The organism is Parapedobacter sp. SGR-10, assembly GCF_011030405.1.
GTDB lineage: Bacteria > Bacteroidota > Bacteroidia > Sphingobacteriales > Sphingobacteriaceae > Sphingobacterium.
The window spans coordinates 13,401-35,209 of sequence record NZ_JAAJTJ010000001.1 but is presented as its reverse complement, the minus strand read 5'-3'; the positions used below and the strand labels follow the sequence as shown (position 1 = coordinate 35,209).

The following is a 21,809-nucleotide window of genomic DNA, read 5'->3' as shown; positions in this document are numbered from 1 at the left end:
TTATATCAAAGCCGCTTCGATCAGTTCACCATAGAAGTCGCTTTCTTTCATGCCAAAAGCCCGTACCTGTTGTGGAATGAAGCTTTGGGCTGTCTGTCCAGGAATAGTGTTGATTTCTATAAAGAAGAAATTGTCGGTGTCATTTTCCAAGAAGAAGTCTACCCTGACCATCCCTTTGCAGTTCAGTCGGATGTATATTTCCTTGATAATACGGGCTGCTCGCTCCTGTTGTTCAGCAGTGAGGTCTGCCGGTGTAATCTCTTCGGTCGACCCCGGGATATATTTTGCTTCAAAATCGAAAAATTCCCTTGTCGTTTTGACTTCTGTAGCAGGCAATACCACTAGTTCACCCTTTGTATTTCTGAAAACACCTTGCGAAAACTCCCGGCCGGATACGAACTCTTCTACCAATACCTGTTTGCCGGTATTTTCGGCATCATACGCTTTGCCCAAGGCTTCTTGCAAATCATCCATGATTTTGACCTTACTCATGCCTATACTGGAGCCACCGGCATTGGGTTTGACGAAATAGGGTAGGGTCAGTTTTTCCTGGACGAGCTGTACCGCATTTTTGCGGTGATTTTCGAATAGCAATACCGAATTGGCTACGTGTAGCTCCGGAATATCCTGGATAATTGCTTTTGTGTAGCCCTTATTCATCGTTAGGGCGGAAGTCAAGGCTCCGCAAGAAGTGTAGGGAAGATTTACCATATCAAAATATCCCTGCAAACGGCCGTCTTCGCCAGGAGTACCATGGAGAATGATAAAAGCTACATCGAATCGAATGGTTTCCCCGTTTAAAAGCAACGAAAAATCTTCCTTTTGGATAGTATATTGTTCACCTTGTTCGTTCTTATAGAACCAGCCATCTGTACGGATATCGATCAGATATACGTCATACTTGTTTTTATCGAGCTGGCTGTAGACAAATTGTGAACTTTTATAAGATACTTCGGCTTCTCCTGTGTATCCTCCGGTAATTAATGCTACTTTTGTTTTCATTAGAATGAATTGCTTTTATTGATGTCTTGTTTGTTTTTTAGCAGCATCAATGAGATCGCTACGCTAAGTTTTAATGGCAATGAAGCTTGCATGAGCTGATTTATTTATATTTTTATGAATGGGCAGCTCATGCAGGTCTCATAATGTTAGTTTATTCGGCACAAATATAATTTGTGATACTCGGAAAAACGAATATTTTTGTCCATAAAGAAAGATAAAATTGTTAAATTAGATGGATGGCTTAATTTAACCATCTGTTGAAATAGATACGTACATGTCGAAACTATTGCTTTATTTACGCACGGATACCTTCCGAAAAAACTTGATTTATGCCCTTATTTTTATAGGGGTGCTGTTCTTGCTCATCTATTTTGGGCTTCGTATATACACCAAACATGGCGATGCGCAGGAGGTGCCGGTGCTCAAAGGTCTTACGGTTCAGGAAGCCATGAGAGTCCTCGACAAGGCCGGATTGGAGTATGATATAGATTCGGTGTATCAAGTCGATGCACAGCCAGGATTGGTGATTGAGCAGGATCCTGAACCCAAAGCTTTGGTCAAAAGTGGACGTACGATATACCTGACGATTATCACGCAGGTAGCACCAGAAATCGCTTTTCCAGAGATCATAGATAAAAACCTGATAGAGGCTACAGCCATATTAAGAAATCATTCTTTGAAGATCGGTGACACGGTATATATCAACGACATCGCCCGGGACGTCGTATTGGATGTTAAGTTTGCAGGACAACCTCTAAAGGCAGGAAGGATGATTTCTAAGGGGTCTCGAGTCACATTGGTGCTTGGAAATGGTCGTGGGGCAAATGAAGTGGAGATACCAAATGTGCTAGGGTTGACACTTTCCGAAGCCAAGTTTGCCATTCAAGGATTAGGGCTGACCGTTGGAAATCTTTCGGGTACAATCAGTGATACACTTTCAGCGCGCGTAGTGGCCCAATCTCCCGATACGTCTGCCCGTATCATCAGTATCGGAGCACCCATCAATCTTACTTTGTCAAACGAATAACCGGGTTAATTTATGTCAGAAAAGAAATCAATCAGAAAAGGACTGCTCATTGCTGGAATGGTGCTGTTGTTGATCGTCGGTTTCGTCGGGTTTAAACTGTATCAAGCTTTCTTGGGTCCATCTGTTACATCGCACGAAGCGTATTTTTATGTATATACAGGAGATTCTTATGATCAAGTTTTAGAGCGTATCAAGGCGCAAAATATTGTGCGTCATCCGGCATTGTTTGACTTTGCCGCCGCGCGTATGGATTATCCGGACATGGTAAAGCCTGGGCGTTACAAATTAACTCCGGGGATGAACAACAGACGATTTATAGGTAACTTGAGGGGAGGATACCAGGACGCGGTCAAATTGCAGTTTGCCAATATTCGACTGAAAGAGGATTTTGCGGGTTTTTTAGGTAGGAATTTTGAGGCGGATTCAGTGGCTTTCAGTGCCATACTGAACAATGAGGCCGTTGCAGAAAAATATGGATTTACGAAAGATAATTTCTACACCATGTTTATCCCCAATACATACAATATCTATTGGAATACATCACCCGATAAGGTCATTGAACGGTTGTATGAGGAGTACCGCAAATTTTGGACAGAGGAGAGGTTGGAGAAAGCCAAGGCTCTTAACTTGACACCTGTGGAAGTCTCTATATTGGCATCTATCGTACGGGGCGAAGCTTTACATAATGATGAGATGTCACAGATAGCAGGGCTTTATCTCAACAGGCTAAAAAAAGGTATGTTGCTCCAAGCCGATCCTACCGTTATCTTTGCACATAATGACTTTACGATCCGTAGGGTACTGAACAGGCATCTTATTCTGGATAATCCGTATAATACCTATCGTTATAAAGGGCTTCCTCCGGGACCGATCAATATGCCGCCTATCGTGGCTATAGATGCGGTGCTCAATCCTGCCCAACATAATTATATATATATGTGTGCTAAGGAGGATTTTTCGGGGTACCATGCTTTTGCGGAGACTGTGACCGAACATCAGGTCAATGCACGGAAATTCCAGAAGGCATTGGATGAACGGAATATTAAGAGGTGATGCGTATTGCGATGTGGGTATTGCGTATTGCGATTTGAGTGAGGGTACAACTGACAGTGGAGAGAGGACAGTTGAAAGTGGATAGTGGGGAGAGGGCGTTAATGCTGATTACTGACAACTGATAACTGATCACTGATAACAATTTTTACTTTAAAAAATAGTGTTTGTTTTTGATCATAAAATAAGGGTGCGTTACGCGGAGACTGACCAGATGGGTTATGTGTACTACGGGAATTATGCAGCTTTTTATGAAGTGGCGCGCACTGAGATGCTGCGTCAAACAGGTATTTCGTATAAGGAACTGGAAGAAATGGGGGTGATGTTGCCTGTCATTGAATTGCATACCAAATATTTTCAGCCTGCACGATATGATGACCTGATCACGATACGAACTACTATCCGCGAGCGGCCGGGTGTACGGATCAAGTTTGAATATGAGGTATTCAATGAGCAAGGGGAGTTGCTCAATACCGGCATGACACAATTGGTGTTTGTGGATATGCAAAAAAACAGGCCGTGCAAGTCGCCTCAAATCTTCCAGGACAAGATGGAAGTTTATTTTCGAGAGTAGGAAATGAATAGCTGTTGGAATGAAAAAACTTCATCATAATTTACGTATGTTTAGGCCATATGACAATCTCATCGAATGGTCTAAAGGGGCTTCCCTGCCGGGATTTGGCAAGTTGCCTTTATATACAGTGGCTACTTTTTTCTTTCAAGAGATCAAGCGGGAGACAATCCTCAATAAGGCTTCCTCACTGGCCTATAACTTTATGCTAGCGATTTTTCCGGGTATCATCTTTTTGTTTACGTTGATCCCTTATATCCCAGTCGATCACTTTCAAGAGAGGTTGATGGAGTTTTTAGCTATTATTATCCCGGCAGAAGCTTATACGGCCATACAATCTACATTGGAGGACATTGTCAAAAAGCAAAATGGAGGATTATTGTCTTTCGGTTTTTTGCTGGCGACCTTTTTTTCGACCAATGGTATGGTCAATCTGATGAGAGCTTTTAATAAAGCTTCCTTGTCCAGAGAAAACAGGAGCTGGGGAAAGAGAAGGCTGGTCGCTTTGGGGCTGTCCTTTGCTATTATCCTGGCTCTGTCGGTAGGGATCGCGGTCTTTACCATAGCTGGTGTGGTGATTTCGTATCTCAAAGATCAGATCACGTACGACCTGTCATGGTTCTGGACATTTGTCATCAAGAGCTCTCGGTGGGTCATTCTTTTTGCGATCTATTTTTTCACGGTCAGCCTTTTGTACCGCTATGGACCGGTGGTGTCCAAGCGTTGGCAATTGTTTAGTCCGGGGGCGACACTGGCTACGGTATTGGCAATCTTGATGTTCTCGGGTTTTGTTTTTTATATCAACAACTTCAATGCATACAATAAGCTTTATGGCTCTATCGGAACGATCATCGTGATCATGATATGGATGTATCTGAACTCGTTGATATTGCTGATAGGATTTGAGTTGAATGCAAGTATTGCTTTGTCGAAACAAAGTATTAAGATTGTGAAGCCTAGGGTTTATAATTCGTTTAAGCAGGAAGAGGGGCGGAGTGTTGAGTAAATTTTAGAATGGCGCAAGCGTCCCGCTTGTGCCCCAATGTTAGCGCACGAATCCTTTCGTGCGCCAGCGGTACTTGTGGGCATATACCGATAACCTTCCAAAAAAAATAAAACTTAAATCCTTGGAAATAAAACTTTTTCCTATCTTTGCACTTCCTACGACGTAGGAAAAAGGAGATAATTAATTAATGGCAAAAAAACAAGAAGCAGAAAAAGAGTTAGCGGCGAAAAACGCAGAGCTACAAGATGTTGACACTAAAGTAGTGAAGGACATTGAGAAAATCGAGTCTGAAGCAGATTCAAACTTAATCGACGAGATCAAATCAAACACCTGGATCACACCAGAGGGAGATTTTGATTGGGATGCTGATGAAAAGGCTTTCGGTAACTACAGCGAAGCTGAGCGTGCTCAATTGGAAGAGCAATACGCAGGTACTTTCAACCAAATCAATCAGGGTGAAATTATCGAAGGTACTGTAGTATCCATCAACAACAAAGACGTTGTTTTGAACGTTGGATTTAAATCAGACGGTCTTGTAGCTAGAACGGAGTTCCGCGACTTACCTGACTTAAAAGTTGGTGACAAAGTAGACGTATTTGTCGAATCACAAGAGGACGCAAATGGTCAGTTGGTCTTGTCACGCAAGCGTGCTAAAACACAAAAATCTTGGGAAGCTATCAATGAAGCATTGGAAAATGATGCGGTTATTGAAGGTTTCGTTAAGTCTCGTACCAAAGGTGGTTTGATCGTGGATATCAAAGGTGTAGAAGCATTCTTGCCTGGGTCACAAATCGACATTAAGCCTATCCGTGACTACGATATCTATGTCGGTAAAACGATGGAATTCAAGGTGGTGAAAATCAACCATGAGTTCAAAAACGTAGTCGTATCACATAAAGTATTGATCGAAGACGATTTGGAAAACCAAAAATCGGAGATCGTTGCAAAATTGGAAAAAGGACAAGTATTGGAAGGTACTGTCAAGAACATCACAGATTTCGGTGTATTCATCGACCTGGGTGGTGTAGACGGATTGCTTCACATTACAGACATCTCTTGGGGCCGTATCGAGCATCCGAAAGAAGTGTTGTCGCTTGACCAAACTATCAACGTCGTTGTTCTTGACTTTGACGATGAGAAAAAACGTATTGCTCTAGGTTTGAAGCAACTTTCTGAGCATCCTTGGGAATCTTTGGACACTGCTTTGGAAATAGGTTCTAAAGTAAAAGGAAAAGTAGTGACCGTAGCAGATTACGGTGCATTCTTGGAAATTATCCCGGGTGTAGAAGGTCTTATCCACGTATCTGAGATGTCATGGTCTCAAAACCTGCGTTCTCCACAGGAGTTCTTGAAAGTAGGTGATGAGGTAGAGGCTCAGATCCTGACGTTGGATCGTGAAGAACGCAAGATGAGCTTGGGTATCAAACAATTGACACCGGATCCTTGGCAAAATATCACCGAACGTTATCCGATCGGTTCTAAACAAACAGCTGTTGTGAAGAACATGACTAACTTTGGTGTGTTTGTAGAGTTGGAAGATGGTATCGATGGATTGATCCACATCTCTGATCTATCATGGTCTAAGAAGATCAACCACCCGAACGAATTCACTAAAGTAGGTGAGACATTGGAGGTTGTAGTGTTGGAGCTTGACGAAGAAAACCGTAAATTGTCCTTAGGTCACAAGCAGTTGGAAGAAAACCCTTGGGATACATTCGAAACGATCTTTACCGAAGGTTCTATCCATGAAGGTACAGTGATCAAAGTAGGTGACAAAGGCGATATCGTTGCTTTGCAATATGGTGTAGAAGGTTTCTGCCCTTCTAAGCACTCTATAAAGGAAGACGGTGCTGCATTGAAAGTAGACGATGTGACGGATTTCAAGATCATTGAATTCAACAAAGAAAACAAACGTCTGGTCATTTCCCACTCCCGTATTTGGGAAGAAGCTAAAGAGGAAGCTCGTAAAGAAGAATCCAATTCACGTAAAAAAGATGCTAAAGCAGCATCTAATGCCGTGAAGAAAGTGAAAGAATCTGTAGAGAAATCCACTTTAGGTGATTTAGACATCCTGGCTCAATTGAAAGAGCAAATGGAAGGTGATGAGAAAAAATCGAAGTAATCACTAGATTTTTCTGAATAACTTGAAGCCCCGATCATTTGATCGGGGCTTTTTTTATTAGGCCAAGATTTAGGTACCCTGCAAAAAACGCTAGGCATAGGTATTTGTCGCTCCAATTTTTTTAACATTTCTTGTTTTTATTTTAACAAATGATTCTGTAACTTTAAGCCAATTATAAGCTTGAATGTAAGTCGGTTAAGTTGGCTTTATATTTGTGGCTGTGTATCTTATTAAAGGAGGTCTATATTATGGTCACTCAAGGAAAAAGGATAATCCTGTTGTTTTGTATGCTTTTAGGGCTGTTGCCTGTCTATAGCCAAAAAAAAGCTAAGGTTTTTCCTTATAAAGGAAGCGGTTTGAGTAAAGAGGAAGCTGCCATGCATTTGTTGAGTAGGTTTACCTACGGTTATAATGTGAAAGATGTGCAGCAAATCCAAAAAGAGGGATTGGAAAAATGGTTTTTCAGACAGTTGCAGGCCAAAGGAGAAGACAAGGAGCTGGAGGAGATGCTGGAGCCCTATGCAGATGCGCTATTGGATAACCGTACGGTTGTCCAAAAATACCCTCGAGGGCCTCGTGTACGAAGGATGATGCTCGATGAAGGCTATATTCCTCAAGATTCTGTCGATAATAAAAGTAAGTTTTACAAGGCTGCTGTGAAAAATTATATGGCAGAAAAAGGAATTCATCCCGAACAGGAACTGTATAGGAAATTTATTGCGACTAAAGTCTTGCGGGCAGCATTTTCTACCAATCAGCTGCATGAAGTCATGACAGACTTTTGGTTCAACCATTTTAATGTATCGTTTACCAAGCCGCAGTCTGCCACCTTCATTCCGTCGTACGAGAACCATGTCATTCGACCCGAAGCGTTAGGACGTTTTGAGGATCTGTTGCTGGCCACAGCCAAATCTCCGGCCATGTTGCTCTATCTGGATAATGCTTCGAGTAAAGCGGAGCAGCCCAAGGCAAAAAACAAAACGGGTATCAACGAAAATTACGCCAGGGAGCTCATGGAGCTGCATACCTTGGGCGTAGATGGCGGGTATACACAAAAGGATGTGTCGGAAGCCGCCCGTATACTGACCGGATGGACGAACTATCCGATGAATGGCTATGGCAATACGAATTTCATTAAGAATATAGAAAAGAGTCTCAATAATCCCAAAAATCCGAGTGTAATCGATGGAGATTTTATCTTTGCAGCCAGCCGACACGACAAAGGCAAAAAGGTAGTATTGGGCCGACATTTTGAAAATAATGGGTATAATGAAGGTGTAGAGTTAATTTCCTTTTTGGCGAGTAGACCACAGGCTGCTCGATTCATCTGTAAAAAAATTGCTGTTCGTTTTGTCAGTGACGATCCGGACAGCACCTTGGTCAATGAAATGGCCAAGACATTTCTCGAATCTAAAGGAGATATCAAAAAGGTATTGACCGCCATGGTCTATTCTCCTGAGTTTTGGCGCAAAGACAACGTGTATAGTAAGGTAAAAACACCTTTTGAACTGGCTATCAGCAGTGTGAGAGCTTTGGATGCACAGGTGGAAAATCCCAACCGTTTGGTCAATTGGGTTACACGTATGGGTGAAAAAAAATACTATTACATTGCACCTACAGGATTTCCGGATAAGTCAAGCTATTGGATCAATACGGGTGCTCTCTTGAATAGAATGAATTTTGGTCTATCCTTTACTTCCAGTAGAGCATCGGGTGTAGATGTAGACCTTTTGGAGTTGACAGGCTACCGAGAACCAGAAAGTCCAGAGCAGGCTTTAGAAGTGTATGCAGCCCTTTTGCTGCCGTCAACGGATATCGAGACGTTAAAAAATAGACTCGGCCCCTTGTTGACTGCCCAGAATTTGCAACAAAAAGTAGAGAAGTCATCCGGTGGTAAGATGCAGATGATGAGGGATATGGAGAAAGAAAAGCCGAATAGTAAACAACGGCTAAATGATAAAAAATCAAATAATGCCATGTTGGCGCAGGTGGTAGGGCTTATTATTGGCTCTCCTGAATTTCAAAGACGTTAGTGATGTATACACGTAGAGCATTTTTAAAATCATCGGGATTAGGTTTACTAGGCGTAGGTCTGATAGGTGGTATCCCTGCTTTTGTGGCTGAGGCCGTAGCAAGGGAGAAAAACAATCCTTTATATAGCAAAAGGAAAGTCATTGTCTGTATCTTTCAACGAGGAGCAATGGACGGTTTAATGGCCGTCAGTCCTTTTGAAGATGCTTATTTCCGTGAAGCGAGACCCAACTTGTTCATGGATGCTGCAAAAAGTGCAGGAGGAAATGCCTTGATTGACTTGGATGGACGGTTTGGGCTGCATCCGAGTATGAAGGCTTTTGAGTCTGTCTTTCGCGACAAAAGACTGGCAATCGTACATGGGATAGGTTCTCCTAATACGACAAGATCCCATTTTGATGCACAGGATTATATGGAATCGGGGACACCGTTCCAGAAAAATACAACCAGCGGATGGTTGAATAGGGCTGTAGGCTTGATGGGCCACGATCATGCTCATACTACTACACCGTTTTCAGCGGTCAGTCTGACACCTGCGCTTCCCCGTTCATTATATGGTCACAACGAAGCCTTGGCAATCAGCGATCTGAAGAATTTTAAGATCCAAGGGAATGGAGCTGTTGTAAAGCAGAATGCCAAAAGTTTTGAAGAACTCTATGATCAAACGAGCGTAGACTTGCTACGGGATACAGGCAAGGGGAGTTTTGAAGCGATGAAGCTGTTGCAGCGTAATCTGGTCAAAAACTATAAACCGGCTAATAACGTCGTATATCCAACCAGCAGCTTAGGCAATTCGTTGAAACAAGTGGCCCAATTGATTAAGATGGATGTAGGTTTGGAAGTGGCTTTCACAGAATCGAATGGATGGGATACGCACTATAACCAAGGGAAAGATACAGGGATATTTGCCCGGAATGTAGCGGATTTGACCAATTGTATTATGGCATTTTGGAATGATATGGAAGCTTATCAGGATGATGTGTTGGTCATGACGATGACAGAATTTGGCCGTACGGTACATCAGAATGGTACGAATGGTACGGATCATGGTAGGGCTTCCTGCAATTTTATCTTAGGCAATCATGTGGACGGAGGTAAGGTACACGGGATCGTGGATACTTTGGCCAAAGAGAATCTGGAAGATGGCCGGGACTTGAAGGTGACGACAGACTTTAGGTCCGTGTTTTCCGAAGTTGCAGAAAAACATCTCAAGGTAAAGGATAAAAAAGAACTTTTCCCGGACTGGAACGGAGAGGGAATAGGCGTGATGAAAGGGTGATAATGATATAGCCCTATAAGTTTTGAGAACCTTATAGGGCTATATATTTTCAAATTTAACAATACTCGTCAAAAGCCGCGATAAGATTGTCGGCGATCATTTGAGCGGGTCTGCCTTCGATCATGTGTCTTTCAATCATGTGTACAAGTTTGCCGTCTTTGAATAAGGCCATAGCGGGTGAAGATGGAGGATAAGGCAACATGTATTGACGAGCCTTGTCTACAGCATCTTTTTCCATGCCGGCAAAGACAGTAACCAATTTACTTGGTTTTTTTCCATTCTCTACTGCAAAACGGGCTGCAGGACGTGCATTGGCTGCGGCACAGCCGCAGACAGAGTTGACGACAACAAAGACGGTACCCTCTGCAGGGATGGCCCCATCTACTTCTTCCGCAGTTTTTAACTCTTGAAAACCGGCATCTACCAATTCTTGGCGCATCGGTGCTACTAAATATTCTGGATACATCTCTCTTTAAATTAAAAAGTTAAAATTCAAAAATAAAAACCAACCGTTCCCTCTCTTTTGGGGAGGGATAGGGAGGTGAATACAAAGATAGGGGATTCTAGTTCGTTCATCAAGATATTATCCTCAATATAATGTCACTTTTGAGCAGAAAGCTTTTGTGAGGTTTTGAAATGACCTCGGTTTCAAGTAATTTTGTGACTTAAAAAAAATAAAAGAATAATTATGTCATCATTAGAAACTATGTATGTGCCTTACAAAGTCAAAGATATTTCTCTAGCAGAGTGGGGACGCAAAGAAATAGAGTTGGCCGAAGCAGAGATGCCGGGCCTGATGAGCCTTCGTCGGGAGTTCGGAGCTTCCAAACCGTTGAAAGGCGCCCGTATAGCCGGATGTCTGCATATGACTATCCAAACGGCCGTTTTGATCGAAACTTTGGTGGAACTAGGAGCAGATGTTTCCTGGTCATCGTGCAATATTTTCTCTACACAAGATCATGCGGCGGCTGCTATAGCTGCTGCAGGAATTCCAGTCTACGCGTGGAAAGGCATGACAGAAGAGGAATTTAATTGGTGTATAGAGCAGACATTGTTCTTTGGTGAAGAGCGCCAACCGTTGAATATGATATTGGATGATGGAGGGGATTTGACCAATATGGTTTTTGATCAATTTCCGGAACTGATTGCTGGTGTTCGTGGGTTGTCTGAGGAGACCACTACAGGCGTGCACCGTCTGTACGAAAGATATAAAAACGGTACACTGCATTTGCCGGCGATCAATGTCAATGACTCCGTGACGAAGTCAAAATTTGACAATAAATACGGATGCCGTGAGTCATTGGTGGATGCGATCCGTCGTGCTACGGATCTGATGTTGGCCGGAAAGGTAGCTGTAGTAGCCGGTTACGGAGACGTGGGAAAGGGATCGGCGGAATCCTTGCGTTCGGCAGGCGTACGTGTGATCGTAACTGAAATCGATCCTATCTGTGCGCTGCAAGCGGCCATGGAAGGGTATGAAGTGAAGAAAATGGCGGATGCCATCAAGGAAGCGAATATCGTCGTCACGACGACAGGCAATAAAGATATCATCCGTGCTGAGCATTTCCAGGCTATGAAGGATAAAACCGTTGTTTGTAATATCGGGCATTTTGACAATGAAATCGACGTAGCTTGGTTGAATACCAACTACGGTAATACGAAAGTAGAGATCAAACCGCAAGTGGATAAATACACCGTAGACGGTAAGGATATTATTCTGTTGGCTGAAGGCCGTTTGGTAAATCTGGGGTGTGCTACAGGACACCCATCGTTTGTGATGTCCAACTCGTTTACCAACCAGACGTTGGCACAGATCGAATTGTGGACAAATACAGATCAATACGAGAAGAAAGTATATACCTTGCCTAAACATCTGGATGAAAAAGTGGCTCGCTTGCATTTGGCACATATCGGTGTGGAACTGGAAGAACTGACTGCGGAGCAAGCGGCTTATATCGGTGTAGCCGTAGAGGGTCCTTACAAGCCGGAAGCGTATAGATACTAGTTTTAAAGTACTATCGGCTACAAGCCGATAGTACTTTAATTGCTTTTAACCCATTTTCCAACCTTTCTTTTTCTAAGCCGGAGATCATGGTATAATTAGCTTCAATAGCCTTCAACTCTTTTTTCCAAATTTCTAAGAAATGCGCTTGTTGACCCGGAAAATCCCGTAGGGGATCGTCTTCCCAGGGCAGATCGATGTCCATGAGTAGGTAGTGGTCGTATTTTCTGTTTCTGATCTCATCTTTTACTTCTTGAGGGGTATCGCCAAAAAGGTGGTCACACCATATCTTGATGGTCATGATGGTCACATCACAGATGAGTATGTTGTTTTTTGCCAGAGGAATAAGTGCTTCCTCCAACGCCAATTGACCATAGAACATATTGACCTCATCTTGCAAGGTATATTGATTGCGAAGATTTCGGCAATAGTAGCGGGCATATTCGGGTACGCATACTGTTCCAAGCTGTTCGCCAAGGTATTTTGCCATCGTTGATTTTCCGGTGGATTCGGGACCTACAACGGCTATCTTCAGAATACCTCGCTTGTTCTCTCGTATATTCATACAAGGCAATATTACTGAAAATTTTGTAGGATACGAGAAGCTTTATGCGACAAAAGCGATAGGATTGCTCTGTTGCGTTTGAAAAAAATATTTTTTATTTTTACGTAATGTAAAAAAAATCAGCTTATGAAGCCCCAGGTTATACAAGATCACAACGGAAAGCCGACAGGAGTATTTATTCCGATTGAGGATTGGAACAACATCAAAAAAAAGTATCCGGACTTTGACCAGATTGGCGATGAGTTGCCCCAATGGCAAAAGGATATAATAGATTTAAGATTAAATGATTTGGATAACCCCGAAAAAATTAAATCTATTGAAAATCTTTTTGAAGTATTGGATAAAGAGTAAGAGTTGTGGAATATACTGTTGTTTACCATAACGATACAGAGGAGGACATCAGAAAAGCAAAAAAATGGTATAAGGAACAGTTGCAAGGTCTTGAAAAAAGGTTTGCTTTATCTGTAAAAGAGACTATAAAGTATATTATTGACAATCCTTTGCTTTTTGAAGTGAAATATAAGGAAACAAGAATTGCTTTTACTAAAGTATTTCCTTTTGGTGTACATTATCACTTCAACCAACATACAAAAACGATCACGATCGTGGCTATTCTTCATACGTCTATAAATCCCCAAAAATGGGTTAGACGAAGGCTTTAAACTCTGATATGTAATTGTTCCTATCTTCACCTAAGGAACATTTGTATGATTGCTGTATTTGAAAATTCTTGAGAATATTCATTTTTATTAGAAACAATACCTACTTTTACGGTTTGTGAGATAATGTTGTGCTTTTTTGAAAAAACATGAAAAAACCTGTTCTTGTTATTAAGTTTGGTTCGGCTTCTGTGACATCCCAGGGCGAGATTGATGAACGTGTTATATTGGAAATAGCCAGGCAGGTTTCTATATTGCAGTCCGATTATAACATCGTTTTGGTGTCTTCGGGAGCCGTAGCGGCAGGCAAGAAATTTATACCTCGGTATAAGGGAACCTTGGAAGAGCGCAAGGCTGCGGCGGCTATCGGTAATCCGTTGCTGATCCGTAAATATTCAACGTATTTTAAACCTTTTCATATCGCATTGGCACAAAGCTTATGCGAGCGGCATCATTTTTCGAATAGGAATCAGTTCTTACAGCTTAAAAGTACGTATGAGACCCTTTGGAAGCATAATATCATCCCTATAGCCAATGAAAACGATGTGGTCAGTAACAAGGAATTGAAATTTTCGGACAATGACGAATTGGCTACTTTGATTGCTGTTGGTTTTGGAGCAGAAAAACTGTTGCTATGTACTTCTGTTTCTGGTGTATTGGACGCGGACGGCAATGTCATAAGGGAGATCAAGGCTATTGATAAGTCGGCACTATCGTTGGCCCGAACAGACAAATCATCTGTGGGATTGGGTGGTATGACTTCTAAGCTGACATTTGCACGACTCGCTACGCAGATGGGTATCAAGACTGTTATCTTTAGCATGGCCGAAGATAATGCAATCCTGAAGGCTGTAAAGGACGAGATTGGTACGGTGTGTCTGGCACAACAGAAAAAAGTGTCCTCCCGCAATAAGTGGCTGGCGAGTGGTAGTCTGATTACGGGATTGGTACAGGTGGATAAGGGTGCTATGGAGGCCTTAAAGAAGAGAAAAAGCCTGCTTGCGGTGGGCGTGACCCAGATTGTGGAAGGGTTTGAGATAGGGGAGGTTTTTCATATTGCAGATGAAGAAGGCACTATACAGGCGGTGGCCAAATCAAAAGTCGATTCGACAGATTTAAAAACTAAAAGAAAGAACCTGGAAATAGCACATGCCGATGATATCGTGTTACTGTAAAGGTTAGTGTATGATAAAAAATAAACCACAATTTGGTTTGATTGGGCGTATAGACGTCAAGTTAAGCACATTTGTCGTCATATCGACGAAGTATGAGGAGATATCTATGGATAAATGGGACTAATTTTCTAGCTGACCATAGATTTCTCCCTTTGGTCGAAATGACGTTTTTTGAGAACATGTGGTATAATAAAAAGTAGTGTATAAAAAGACAAAATAGACTATGCAAAAAGATATTAAACAGGAATTGCTAAATAGCCGTAAGGCCAAAAAATCATTGAGCAGTCTCAATAGAGAGGACAAGCAGCGTATATTGAACGCTTTGGCCACCGCTTTGCGAAATCATGTAGCCGAGATTTTGGTTGAAAATGAGAAAGATCTGATCAGAATGGATTCCGCAGACTCCAAGTATGATCGGCTGAAACTTACGGCAGAGCGTATAGAAGATCTTGCACAAAGTGTTCTTGACGTATCTCAGCTGGATGACCCAACCAACCAGTTGATTTCCTCGCGAAAGCTGTCCAATGGGCTGTTGGTTGAAAAAAAGACCGTGGCTCTCGGTGTGGTAGGTGTCATCTACGAAGCTCGTCCAAATGTGACTATCGACGTGGCAGCTTTGTGTATCCAATCCGGCAATGTATGTCTGCTGCGTGGCGGATCGGATGCCTGGTTTACGAACAGTTATTTGGTGAGCTTGATTCGGGATGTACTGCTTGAGGTAGAGGCGGATTCGAACATTGTACAGTTATTGCCCACGGATCGGGAGCTGGTTTCTGACTTGTTGACGGCTACGGATTTTGTCGATATCATTATTCCACGTGGATCGCAGTCGTTGATCGATTTTGTTCGTGAAAATGCAAAAGTCCCTGTCATTGAGACAGGCGCGGGAGTATGCCATACGTATGTGGACAAGACTGCGGATCTGGATAAAGCAGCAAAAATCGTGGCTAATGCCAAAATATCCCGCCCTTCGGTATGCAATGCGTTGGATACGGTTTTGCTAGACAGAGAAATTGCGCCCGACTTTATGAATAGGGTATTGCCTTATTTCGAAGAAGCGCAGGTAGAAGTCTTTGCGGACAAAGCCGTGTTGGATAAAGTAAAAGAGACGGGCTACCCTTATGTACAAGAAGCGCAAGAAGCGGACTTTGGCAGGGAGTTTTTGGATTTCAAATGTTCGGTCAAAGCAGTTGAGGGATTGGACGAAGCCTTGGAGCACATTGCCAATTATTCATCAAAACATTCGGAGTGTATTGTTTCCAATGATCCTCAAAATATTGCTACGTTTATGAATGCGGTGGATGCGGCTGCAGTATATGCCAATGCTTCTACACGGTTTACGGATGGCGGTGAGTTTGGTCTTGGAGCTGAGATCGGTATTTCGACGCAAAAACTCCATGCGAGAGGGCCTTTTGCTCTGGAAAAATTGGTGACGGAGAAATGGTTCGTGACGGGAGATGGACAGGTGAGGTGATCGAATTGTATGGGCAAAAACCGAACGTAGCGAACTCATCGAAGATAAATCTTTTGCCCCTACTGATAACTGGCCACTTACAACTTACAACTAGAAAAAAATGGGAATTCGTTACGAAAAAGATACAATCTTGAATTGGATCAACGAAATGGGGAAATTTCTCCGGCTCGTGGTGGGCAAATGGGAAGGCAATGTGGAAGAGCTTTCCGAATCTGTAGATGTGGAGTCGGGTTATACAGAGTTTTTTCGACAAGACAGAACCCGGTTTTTAGAATGGGACAATCTGCAATTGGAGGAGTTTGTGTCTACATTGGAATCGGAACAGGTGCGTCCATTGGCGCAATTGTTGATGTACGACGGCCTTCTGTCGGAAAACCGGAATCTACTGGAAAAAGCCAGGTTTCTCTTTGAACTGAATATGCGAAACAGTGGTAGTTTTGCTTTTGAAGACTATGGTTTTCTAGCGAAAATTGATAATAAACTGAAATCTTAACTTTTCCAAAGTTCAGACCTTTGGAAAAGTTTAAACTCCTATTTTACTGCTTAATCAACATAACCCTCTTTGATTGATACACAATAGTATCTCCGGGCTGTAACTGCTTTTTTATTTCATTATTAAATGTCCGGAAAGAGCCTGCCGAAGCAGAAAGACAGGTTTGGTCTTGACCTTTAGAGTGCACTAAAAGAGCCATCAAAGGTACGTATAGTTGTCCGTTTCGAATTTCGAGCCGTCCGGTGGGATAAAATTCGTAATAGCCTGAATACCCCGTTTCAGGAGGTAAATAATGAAATATTATGGATTGGGTCGGGCTGGAAGAATTTTCCATGAGTACCAACGATTAGGGTTGGGGCCGATAGGCATTATAGCAGATTCAATCGCTGTAATATCGATGTAGGAAGAGGTTCGTTGGCTTATTTTCCCTTTTGAAGAAGCCGACTCATTCATATAATAAGTGTCTACCGTACCATCTTCATGAAAATCTAATCTGAGCGTCGATGAATTGTTGTCGGTAAGGTCGGTTCTCTTGTCGAAGAGAAAGTAATCTTGTTGTCCATGCCGTTGTACAAATTCTTTGATCAAGCTGGTCTTCGTGATCTGTCCCTCTTTGGTCAGCATCACTACAGCATCTATGGTGACGGTAGAAGCCGGTTTATATTGTCCGTTGATCAGTAATTCATCATTTTTCTTACAGGCTATGAAAGCTGCCAGAGAGAAAAGTAGGAGGCTATTTTTGTATAAGCTGTTCATAATGTAATTAGTTTGCAATATTTTTGGTCATATAAAATGTAAACCTAAGAAAAAGACACGATTTTTCAATAATATGTTTTGTCGAATGTTGCCACAGTATAATTAATAATTGCTTATTGTTATATTAGACAAATATAAATGTGAATATTGGATTTAATGATAAATATATGGAATTTGATTAGGAGACTTGATGTTTCTTATATAATCTACTATATTTGTAGACATTAATTTATTGTTGGTTTTTAAAATTTAAATAATATGGGATTAAGACTAGGCGATGATGCGCCAAACTTTCAAGCAAAGACGTCAATAGGAGATATTGACTTTTATGAGTATATCGATGGTAGTTGGGCAGTGTTGTACTCGCACCCGGCAGACTTTACACCCGTATGTACGACAGAATTGGGTCGTACAGCACAACTGAAGTCTGAGTTTGAGAAACGCAATGTCAAGGTGTTGGCATTGAGTGTAGATGGTGTTGCAGAGCACTTGAACTGGATAAACGATATCAATGAGACACAAAACTGTGAAGTTGATTTCCCGATTATTGCAGATAGTGACCGTAAGGTAGCGGAATTGTATGATATGATTCACCCGAATGCTTCGGCTACGGCTACCGTAAGGTCAGTGTTTGTTATTGGTCCAGACAAGAAGATAAAATTGACATTGACTTATCCTGCATCTACAGGACGTAATTTCAATGAGATCTTGCGTGTGATTGATTCATTGCAGTTGACAGCAGATTATTCAGTGGCGACTCCTGTAGATTGGAAAGATGGAGAGGATGTGATTGTCGTTCCGGCAATCAAGACGGAAGACATTCCGGCCAGGTTTCCGAAAGGGTTTAAGGAAATCAAACCTTACCTACGTACGACACCTCAACCCAATAGGTAGTAAATTTGTACCGTATTAAATAGAAAAAGCCAACTTTTTTAGTTGGCTTTTTCTTGTTTATAGTCATTTTTCTTTTTTCGTAACATCAAGGATACTATTGACGCAATCAATGTAATGATAATCAATTGCCCCAACATGTAAAGAGGACTGAAGGCATATGTCTCCGTGCCAGAAAAATAAAGGAAAGTCTGTGTTGAAATAGACAAACACAAAAAAATACAAAAATATATCCAAAAGGTTCGCATAGGAATATTTTCTTAAAGTTAAGGATTAATTTTGTTATTGTCAAATATTCCCGTTTTGTAGCAAGAGATAGTTATTAGGAAAAGGAGCTGTGGTAGGTAAGTAGAGACGCGTTAATCGCGTCTCAGAAAGGTATACAACAAAAAAGGTATGATCTACATGTGATCATACCTTTTTTTGATTAATTTTTTATTAAAATACCTTAACAATATAGATATAGTCCTGCAACCTTTTAATCTGTTCGGTTCGCGGCAGATGGGTCAAAGTGTTTTTGTTGTTCAGAACAATGTTTCCTTTCAAAGAATCGGTAGGGATGCGATTCAGTGTTTCGATGAGTTCTTTTGTTTTGATGGCGAAAGCAGCACCATCTATTCCTTTTTGTTTACCCGAAATTATCCCAATAACATTCCCATGGTGATCTAATACAGGTCCACCACTATTTCCTGGGTTGACGGGAATAGATATTTGATAGGCAATGGTGTCCCCTGCATATCCGGTGTTCGAACTCAGATAACCCTGACCATAGACGGCTTCATCCCGTGGGAAACCAATGGTATATATGTCTTCACCAAGATCTGATTTTTGTTTCTTGAATGTGTAAGGTACATTTTTGGGTGTTTTGAAATTGTCATCGTCAATATGAAGGATTGCCAGATCCTTGATGGGATCCGAGAATACGATTTTGGCACGGAAAGACTGGCCTTTACTGTTTTGTAGATGTACCGAATCTGCCCCGTTGATGACATGGTTGTTGGTGACCACATAGCCGTCTTTGGTCAGCATAAATCCTGTTGCTCCAAAGTGGATAGGTGTGGAGGCTTTTGATGTATTGCTGTTCATGTCACGAATAGCTTTGTTTTGTTCGTTGACATCTTTTTTTACAGAATTCATCTCACGGCGTAGTGCACTGTAGTCTGTTGTTGCTTTTTTGATATTAGTGAAATATCCGGTCAGCCAAAGTGTCGAAAAGACGGAGATCAATGCTACGGCTGCTGCTATGCCGGCGTTGATTTGCAAACGGCTCCATAGAGACAATCTCTTTTTCTCTGTAGTAGGTGTAGATGATGGTTGTATGTTTTTACCTTCCTCCACCAAAGCTTTGTTAAAAGCTTTTCTTTTCTCTGCTTCTTGCCAAATGGCCAAAAAAGAGATATGCTCGTCCAATAAATCAGCGTACTCCGGATGGTTACGACAGTACATTTCAAAAGCTGTCTTATCCTCGCCTGTCAGCTCATCCCTTAAATATTGGTCAGCCCAATCCAAAAACTCTTGTCGCCCCATGCTTACTCTATTTTTCCAATTTATTTATACTAAAATATAATTTTTTGAGCCGTTGCAAGCACTTGTATTTCTGTGTCTTTGCATTGTCTGTAGAGGTATAACCAAACTTGTCCTTGATATCCTGCATAGACATATTGCCGATATAGAAATCATTCAGCAATGTCTTGCAAGGCTCTCCAAGCTGTTCTAAGGCCAACCCCATCTGTTCAAAGTTGCTCTCGATAATCTCGTGTCTTTCGATGTCATCCTCTACTTTCAGTACATCTTCAAAATCAGAAATGTCTGATGTCTTTGTCGACGTTCCCTTCCGTGTCAGTTGTTTGAGCCATAACCTTCTGCTGACGGCATACAAAAAAGTACTGAGCTTGCTGTTTAACTCAAATTTACCTTGAGTAAGTCTATCATACAATACCATCACAGCATCCTGAAAGATATCCTTGGCCTCATCTCCCGAACCGTTGTTATTGATGATCATGTGGGATATACTGGGGAAAAAGAGTTTATACAATTTGTTGATGGCTCTGTTGTCACCCTTTGCTATCCCCTTCATCAATTCCTGGTCGGAAACTTCAGATGGCAATATGTGCTTTATCTTACTCACTTATTAATACCTTAAAATCCAAATAGTAACCCTTGTAATGTCTAAAATCTGATGTAAATAGATACGAATCCAAACGTAATCGTATTTTCGGACAATTGCCACTGTAAAAATATAATTTTTTGCCTTAATACGTTTGTACTATAACGTATGATTTTATAAGAAAATTATTAAGGAGTAATATCCTTATTTATGTGTGGTGGTTTTAGGTGTTTGCATGGTTCATTTTGAGGTCGTTCAAATATCCCCATTATACTACCATCATAACCCTGGGCATGGAGGAGTATCAATATATACTCTTCGTTCCTTTCGGATGATTCTATGCGGAGTACAGCGTCTTCGTCTTCCAAGTCAATACTTAGATTTGAAACCGTTGGCAATTCTTGAGAGAGGTGTTTTTTTAGCTTTTGGAAGCGTGACCAGGTATCTATGGAAGTTTTGTAGATGAATACGTAGTTTTTCATATTTGATAATACACGTGCTTTTATGAAGGGCCTATCTTAATAGTGTCAAGATAGGATTGATCTGTCATGCATAAAAGATTCTTTCGGTCAATGCGTGTTAGATAGGGGGTAAAACAGTCGGTTTTTTCGGTGGGGTGACCATTACTTACGTTAAAGAAAAATATGTTTTTTCGTAAATCATTTTCCGTATATAATTTATATACGTTGGTATCAACATATTGAGTATAATTGATAAGCCATAGATGACCTGTCTCGTTCACACCATTTATGCCGGAATAATAGAGAACTTCATCATTGGTAGGATTAAAGGGATATTGCTGTGTAGCATTTACTTGATTAAAATCAATTAGCTTTAAATCGTATTTAAGACTTGCATCGCTGTATTCCAAACTCTTTTCGTAGTTTCCCATACTTAAATACACCCTGCTTAACATCGCTAGTACGGCTGGTTTTGAAGGTCTAGTTACAACTAAAGGTTTGTCGGGTAAAAGAGGTAAGGCTTCCAACAGGTCTGCAATAATTTTATCATATGTTTCTTTCAGCGTGGCTCTGCGTGATGGAGTGGATATATCAGCTGTTTCACGGAGCGGAATACCGGGCAAATTATCGGCCTGCTGTTCATCGAATGGGGGGGCAAACACCTGAGCCAGATTCCAAAACTGAAACGAACGGTAAAATAATGCACTACCTTTTATATTATTATAAGCAGCTTGTTCGGCAGGTGTGGGCTGGATTTTTTCTAACCCTTCCAAAGCTATATTAGCATAGAACACTACACGATACGGGGCTACCCAATCTTTTGTGTCATTTGGCCAAGGAATATCCTTGTTCCAGGTATAAATGGCTTTTAGGAGCGTACTCCCACCTTCATAATCCACATCTTTCAAATAGTATTCGTCGGCTCCAGCGGTGGCTATAGCAGGATCGGCCCCGCGTGTATTACGTCCACCATTTATATATTCGTCATTGTCAAGTAGCTTTTGCAGGTCCTCCAACCCCTCGGGAACGACAAGCCCGTCATTTGGTTTTTCATCCAAATAATTATCGCATGCAATATAGAAGATAGCGATCAGGGAATAGAGTGGAAAAAGTATATGTTTAGCTTTCATTTTATAGC

22 protein-coding genes are annotated in these 21,809 nt (G+C 41.6%); 14 read left to right on the top strand and 8 right to left on the bottom strand.

Annotated features, from left to right (window positions below; all coding sequences use genetic code 11):
• On the bottom strand, window positions 1-1,002 hold the full coding sequence (locus G5B00_RS00180) for a D-alanine--D-alanine ligase (protein ID WP_163871228.1): 1,002 nt from the start codon (window positions 1,000-1,002) through the stop codon (window positions 1-3).
• 274 nt (window positions 1,003-1,276) lie between these two features.
• Here G5B00_RS00180 and G5B00_RS00175 point away from each other — a divergent pair, with 274 nt between their 5' ends.
• The 7 genes from G5B00_RS00175 to G5B00_RS00145 all read left to right on the top strand — a co-directional run bounded on the left by G5B00_RS00175 (window position 1,277) and on the right by G5B00_RS00145 (window position 10,088).
• Complete coding sequence (locus tag G5B00_RS00175) at window positions 1,277-2,029, top strand: PASTA domain-containing protein (RefSeq protein WP_163871227.1); 753 nt, start codon at window positions 1,277-1,279, stop codon at window positions 2,027-2,029.
• Window positions 2,030-2,041: 12 nt separating this feature from the next.
• Window positions 2,042-3,082 (top strand): endolytic transglycosylase MltG, encoded by a 1,041-nt coding sequence (mltG, locus tag G5B00_RS00170; RefSeq protein WP_163871226.1) that lies wholly within the window; start codon window positions 2,042-2,044, stop codon window positions 3,080-3,082.
• A gap of 160 nt (window positions 3,083-3,242) precedes the next feature.
• A complete protein-coding gene (locus G5B00_RS00165; RefSeq protein WP_163871225.1) occupies window positions 3,243-3,653 on the top strand; it encodes an acyl-CoA thioesterase in 411 nt (136 codons plus the stop codon).
• A 19-nt stretch (window positions 3,654-3,672) separates the two neighbouring features.
• Window positions 3,673-4,656: a YihY/virulence factor BrkB family protein gene (locus G5B00_RS00160; RefSeq protein ID WP_163871224.1), complete on the top strand. Its 984-nt coding sequence runs from the start codon at window positions 3,673-3,675 to the stop codon at window positions 4,654-4,656.
• Window positions 4,657-4,843: 187 nt separating this feature from the next.
• A complete protein-coding gene (gene rpsA / locus G5B00_RS00155; RefSeq protein WP_163871223.1) occupies window positions 4,844-6,778 on the top strand; it encodes a 30S ribosomal protein S1 in 1,935 nt (644 codons plus the stop codon).
• Between the two features lie 356 nt (window positions 6,779-7,134).
• Window positions 7,135-8,811 carry a DUF1800 domain-containing protein gene (locus G5B00_RS00150; RefSeq protein ID WP_240894335.1) on the top strand — a complete coding sequence of 559 codons (1,677 nt, stop codon included), beginning with the start codon at window positions 7,135-7,137 and terminating at the stop codon, window positions 8,809-8,811.
• Window positions 8,812-8,813: 2 nt separating this feature from the next.
• The gene (locus G5B00_RS00145; protein ID WP_163871221.1) at window positions 8,814-10,088 is read left to right on the top strand and encodes a DUF1501 domain-containing protein; all 1,275 of its coding nucleotides are present in this window, start codon (window positions 8,814-8,816) and stop codon (window positions 10,086-10,088) included.
• Between the two features lie 55 nt (window positions 10,089-10,143).
• On the opposite strand, the gene G5B00_RS00140 is transcribed toward G5B00_RS00145, so the two are convergent.
• Entirely contained in the window at window positions 10,144-10,554 is a 411-nt protein-coding gene (locus G5B00_RS00140; RefSeq protein WP_163871220.1) for a BrxA/BrxB family bacilliredoxin, read from the bottom strand.
• 222 nt (window positions 10,555-10,776) lie between these two features.
• Here G5B00_RS00140 and ahcY point away from each other — a divergent pair, with 222 nt between their 5' ends.
• On the top strand, window positions 10,777-12,093 hold the full coding sequence (gene ahcY, locus G5B00_RS00135; protein WP_163871219.1) for an adenosylhomocysteinase: 1,317 nt from the start codon (window positions 10,777-10,779) through the stop codon (window positions 12,091-12,093).
• Between the two features lie 10 nt (window positions 12,094-12,103).
• On the opposite strand, the gene G5B00_RS00130 is transcribed toward ahcY, so the two are convergent.
• On the bottom strand, window positions 12,104-12,655 hold the full coding sequence (locus G5B00_RS00130; RefSeq protein ID WP_163871218.1) for an AAA family ATPase: 552 nt from the start codon (window positions 12,653-12,655) through the stop codon (window positions 12,104-12,106).
• A 126-nt stretch (window positions 12,656-12,781) separates the two neighbouring features.
• Between G5B00_RS00130 and G5B00_RS00125 the strand changes: the two genes are divergently transcribed.
• The 5 genes from G5B00_RS00125 to G5B00_RS00105 all read left to right on the top strand — a co-directional run bounded on the left by G5B00_RS00125 (window position 12,782) and on the right by G5B00_RS00105 (window position 16,456).
• Window positions 12,782-13,006, top strand: coding sequence for an addiction module component CHP02574 family protein (locus tag G5B00_RS00125; RefSeq protein ID WP_163871217.1), 225 nt, complete (start codon window positions 12,782-12,784; stop codon window positions 13,004-13,006).
• Between the two features lie 5 nt (window positions 13,007-13,011).
• Window positions 13,012-13,317, top strand: a complete 306-nt coding sequence (locus G5B00_RS00120) for a type II toxin-antitoxin system RelE/ParE family toxin (protein ID WP_163871216.1) — start codon at window positions 13,012-13,014, stop codon at window positions 13,315-13,317.
• Between the two features lie 146 nt (window positions 13,318-13,463).
• Window positions 13,464-14,489: a glutamate 5-kinase gene (proB, locus tag G5B00_RS00115; protein WP_163871215.1), complete on the top strand. Its 1,026-nt coding sequence runs from the start codon at window positions 13,464-13,466 to the stop codon at window positions 14,487-14,489.
• A 223-nt stretch (window positions 14,490-14,712) separates the two neighbouring features.
• Entirely contained in the window at window positions 14,713-15,963 is a 1,251-nt protein-coding gene (locus G5B00_RS00110) for a glutamate-5-semialdehyde dehydrogenase (protein ID WP_163871214.1), read from the top strand.
• 100 nt (window positions 15,964-16,063) lie between these two features.
• The gene (locus tag G5B00_RS00105; protein WP_163871213.1) at window positions 16,064-16,456 is read left to right on the top strand and encodes a hypothetical protein; all 393 of its coding nucleotides are present in this window, start codon (window positions 16,064-16,066) and stop codon (window positions 16,454-16,456) included.
• A 300-nt stretch (window positions 16,457-16,756) separates the two neighbouring features.
• Here the strand turns inward: G5B00_RS00105 and G5B00_RS00100 are convergent, their stop codons facing one another.
• Complete coding sequence (locus tag G5B00_RS00100) at window positions 16,757-17,212, bottom strand: hypothetical protein (RefSeq protein WP_163871212.1); 456 nt, start codon at window positions 17,210-17,212, stop codon at window positions 16,757-16,759.
• Between the two features lie 258 nt (window positions 17,213-17,470).
• Here G5B00_RS00100 and G5B00_RS00095 point away from each other — a divergent pair, with 258 nt between their 5' ends.
• Window positions 17,471-18,106, top strand: coding sequence for a peroxiredoxin (locus G5B00_RS00095; protein WP_163871211.1), 636 nt, complete (start codon window positions 17,471-17,473; stop codon window positions 18,104-18,106).
• 435 nt (window positions 18,107-18,541) lie between these two features.
• On the opposite strand, the gene G5B00_RS00090 is transcribed toward G5B00_RS00095, so the two are convergent.
• From G5B00_RS00090 to G5B00_RS00075, 4 genes are all read right to left on the bottom strand, one after another.
• Entirely contained in the window at window positions 18,542-19,630 is a 1,089-nt protein-coding gene (locus G5B00_RS00090) for a S1C family serine protease (protein ID WP_163871210.1), read from the bottom strand.
• A gap of 7 nt (window positions 19,631-19,637) precedes the next feature.
• Window positions 19,638-20,231: a sigma-70 family RNA polymerase sigma factor gene (locus G5B00_RS00085; RefSeq protein WP_317168820.1), complete on the bottom strand. Its 594-nt coding sequence runs from the start codon at window positions 20,229-20,231 to the stop codon at window positions 19,638-19,640.
• A 167-nt stretch (window positions 20,232-20,398) separates the two neighbouring features.
• Window positions 20,399-20,692, bottom strand: a complete 294-nt coding sequence (locus G5B00_RS00080; protein ID WP_163871209.1) for a hypothetical protein — start codon at window positions 20,690-20,692, stop codon at window positions 20,399-20,401.
• Window positions 20,693-20,712: 20 nt separating this feature from the next.
• Window positions 20,713-21,801 carry a RagB/SusD family nutrient uptake outer membrane protein gene (locus G5B00_RS00075; protein WP_163871208.1) on the bottom strand — a complete coding sequence of 363 codons (1,089 nt, stop codon included), beginning with the start codon at window positions 21,799-21,801 and terminating at the stop codon, window positions 20,713-20,715.
• Between the last annotated feature and the right edge of the window lie 8 nt (window positions 21,802-21,809).